At 58.0% G+C, this 3,292-nt stretch carries 3 protein-coding genes; all 3 read left to right on the top strand.

Annotated features, from left to right (window positions below):
• Nucleotides 1–1,341, top strand: a 1,341-nt coding sequence (gene nifE, locus GA0061105_RS32005; RefSeq protein ID WP_141130275.1) for a nitrogenase iron-molybdenum cofactor biosynthesis protein NifE, incomplete at its 5' end; no start/stop codon positions are given.
• A 9-nt stretch (nucleotides 1,342–1,350) separates the two neighbouring features.
• Nucleotides 1,351–2,706 (top strand): nitrogenase iron-molybdenum cofactor biosynthesis protein NifN, encoded by a 1,356-nt coding sequence (gene nifN / locus GA0061105_RS32000; RefSeq protein ID WP_012489543.1) that lies wholly within the window; start codon nucleotides 1,351–1,353, stop codon nucleotides 2,704–2,706.
• Nucleotides 2,703–3,197, top strand: coding sequence for a nitrogen fixation protein NifX (gene nifX / locus GA0061105_RS31995; protein ID WP_008536565.1), 495 nt, complete (start codon nucleotides 2,703–2,705; stop codon nucleotides 3,195–3,197). Before nifN ends, nifX begins: the two co-directional genes overlap by 4 nt.
• Nucleotides 3,198–3,292: the final 95 nt, after the last annotated feature.

Genomic DNA, 3,292 nt, shown 5'->3' with positions numbered 1-3,292 from the left:
AAGATCGTGCTGCAGCCGATCACCGACGTCGCGCACCTGATCCATGGGCCTCTCGGCTGTGAGGGCAATTCCTGGGACAACCGCGGATCGGCTTCCTCAGGTCCAACGCTCTGGCGCACCAGTTTCACGACCGACCTCACTGAAACCGAAGTGGTGATGGGGCACGGCGAGCGGAAACTTTTTAAAGCAATCCGCGAGATCAAGGAGGCCTATGCTCCACCGGCGATTTTCGTCTATTCGACCTGTGTGACAGCATTGATCGGCGACGACATCGAGGCCGTCTGCAAGCGGGCCGCGGAAAAATTCGGCCTTCCGGTGGTGCCGGTCAACGCACCGGGCTTTGCCGGCTCCAAGAACCTTGGCAATAAGCTCGCCGGTGAAGCGTTGCTCGATCATGTGATCGGCAGCGTAGAGCCGAACGACGTGACCGCCTACGACATCAATATCATTGGTGAGTTCAACCTATCCGGCGAGTTTTGGCTGGTAAAGCCGCTTCTTGACCGGCTGGGGATCAGAGTAAGGGCCTGCATTCCAGGAGACGCCCGATATCTTGACATTGCTTCTGCGCATCGCGCCAAGGCGTCCATGTTGGTGTGCTCGACAGCACTCATCAACCTCGCCCGCAAAATGGAGGAGCTCTGGGATATCCCGTTCTTCGAAGGCTCCTTTTACGGAATTACCGACACCTCGGAAGCACTCAGACAGATCGCCAAGCTGCTCGTGATGCAGGGGGCGGATCCCGAAATCCTCGAGCGCACCGAGGCATTGATCGCGGAGGAGGAGGCGATTGCCTGGATGAAACTCGCAGCATATCGACCAAGGCTTGAAGGCAAGCGCGTGTTGCTCAACACCGGCGGCGTCAAGTCCTGGTCGGTTGTCCATGCGCTGATGGAGGTGGGCATCGAGATCGTGGGCACCTCGGTCAAGAAATCCACGCCTGAAGACAAGGAACGTATCAAGCAACTCCTGAAAGACGAAAAACACCTGTTCGAGTCGATGGCGCCGCGCGAGCTTTATAACATGCTCGCCGACGGTAAAGCCGACATCATGTTGTCTGGCGGGCGCACGCAATTCATCGCGCTGAAGGCCAAGACACCTTGGCTCGATATCAACCAGGAACGCCACCACCCCTATGCCGGCTATGACGGCATGGTGGAGCTCGTTCGCCAGATCGATCTTGCTATTCACAATCCGATCTGGATGGAGGTGCGGGAGCCGGCACCGTGGGAATGCCAGCATGCGGTGGAAGAAGAACTGACGAATACCAAGAGCGAGAACGAGACTGGGTACGTCTTGCAAAACTTTGTCGGCGCGGTCGCCGGCAGCTTCGGCAAGCGTTGAGGAAAGCCGATGGTTCAAGTCTTTCCCCAGACCAAATCAGCTGCGGTCAATCCGCTGAAATCGTCGCAGCCGCTCGGCGCCGCGCTCGCCTTTCTTGGCGTCGAGCGTGCCGTGCCGCTGTTCCACGGCAGCCAGGGCTGCACCAGCTTGGCGCTGGTACTTTTAGTCCGGCACTTTAAGGAAGCCATTCCCTTGCAGACAACGGCATTGGACGCAGTGGCGACCATTCTTGGCGGCGCAGGCAATCTGGAAGAGGCGATCCTAAATCTCAAGAGGCGCGCAAAACCCAAGCTGATCGGAATTTGCACGACAGCCCTGGTGGAAACCCGCGGCGAAGATTTCGCAGGCGATCTCGCCAACATCAAGCGGGATCGTGCCGATGAGCTCGCGGGTACGGAGGTTGTGCTGGCGAATACCCCGGATTTCGAGGGAGCGATCGAAGAGGGATGGGCGAAGGCCGTCATCTCTATGGTCGAGCGCATCACCACTCCAGGCGAGCAGAGCCGCCACCAAAAGAAGATTGCGATCCTACCAGGATGGCATCTGACAGTCGCTGACATCGAGCTTCTGCGCGAAACGGTCGAAAGCTTCGGTCTGAAGCCGGTGATCCTGCCGGACATTTCCGGCTCTCTCGACGGCACGGTGCCCGGCGATCGTTGGGTTCCGACCACCTATGGCGGTACTCCCGTCGACGAGATACAAGAGCTTGGCACGGCGGCGCAATGTATCGCGATCGGCGAGCATATGCGCCGCCCCGCAGAGCTACTGCGGACCCGGACGGGAGTCCCTTACGCATTGTTCCAGTCGCTGACAGGATTGAAACGAGCCGACCGGTTCGTCTCGTTTCTTTCTGAGATTTCTGGTGCGCCGGTGCCAGCAAACATCCGCCGTCGCCGAGCACAGCTGCAGGACGCCCTGCTCGACGGACATTTCCATTTCGGAGGCAAGAAAATCGCAATTGCTGTGGAGCCGGACCAGCTCTACCAATTCGCTACCTTCTTCACCGGCATGGGCGCCGAAATCGCGGCAGCGGTCACCACGACCGGCACCTCAAAAATACTCGCGGAAATGCCGGCCGAATCGCTCCAGGTCGGTGATCTTGGCGATCTCGAAGAACTTGCCGTCGGCGCTGATCTTCTCGTCACGCATTCGCATGGACGACAAGCGGCGGAGCGCCTTGGGATTCCGCTCATGCGGGTGGGCTTCCCGATATACGACCGACTCGGCAGCCAGCATAAGCTCACAAGTCTCTATCAGGGAACGCGCGACCTGATCTTCGATGTTTCCAACATCTTCCAGGCCAATCAGCGCGCGCCGTGTCCTGGATCGCTTGATCCCTCCCGCAAAGGAGAACTGCCTAGATGATCGCCGCTCGTCGCCTTTCCCTCGTCCCTGACGGGGTTCACTCGTCAGCTCCAAAACGGAAGGCTGGCGCGTTGCGCGTCGCAATCGCCACTCAAGATATGAAATCTCTCGACGCCCATTTCGGATCGGCAAAACGTTTCGTCGTCTATGATGTGAGTCCCGACGACTGGAAACTGGTGGAAGTCCTGGACTTCGAAGACGTTTCCGACCAGAGCGGAAAGCATCGGAACGAGGACGTCGATCGTATTAACCCGAAGGTGAAGGCGTTGGAAGGTTGTCACTTATTGTTCTGTCTGGCGATCGGTGGGCCATCGGCAGCCCGAGTTGTTTCGGCCAAAATCCACCCAATTAAAGTATCCGATCCTCAACTGATCGAAGATGTTTTGTCGCGAACTCGGGCGATGCTCAGGACTACTCCGCCACCCTGGTTACGCAAGGTGCTAACCGAAGCAGGCGCCATTGAAAAGAAGCCTTTCGATGAGGAGGACTAAGAAATGGGTACATTGACAGGAAGTACGGATGGCCCTGCTGTCAACGAGGATGGGGATCTCGCCACCCCTTTTCTCAGATGCCTGATAAGGCTCAT

The sequence above is a fragment of the Rhizobium aethiopicum genome (assembly GCF_900094625.1).
GTDB lineage: Bacteria > Pseudomonadota > Alphaproteobacteria > Rhizobiales > Rhizobiaceae > Rhizobium > Rhizobium aethiopicum.
This window is presented reverse-complemented; position numbering and strand designations above follow the sequence as displayed.

What these genes read in the sequence shown, in the direction of transcription:
- nifN (WP_012489543.1), top strand. Translation starts at nt 1,351, where the DNA reads ATGGTTCAAGTCTTTCCCCAGACCAAATCAGCTGCGGTCAATCCGCTG.
- nifX (WP_008536565.1), top strand. Translation starts at nt 2,703, where the DNA reads ATGATCGCCGCTCGTCGCCTTTCCCTCGTCCCTGACGGGGTTCACTCG.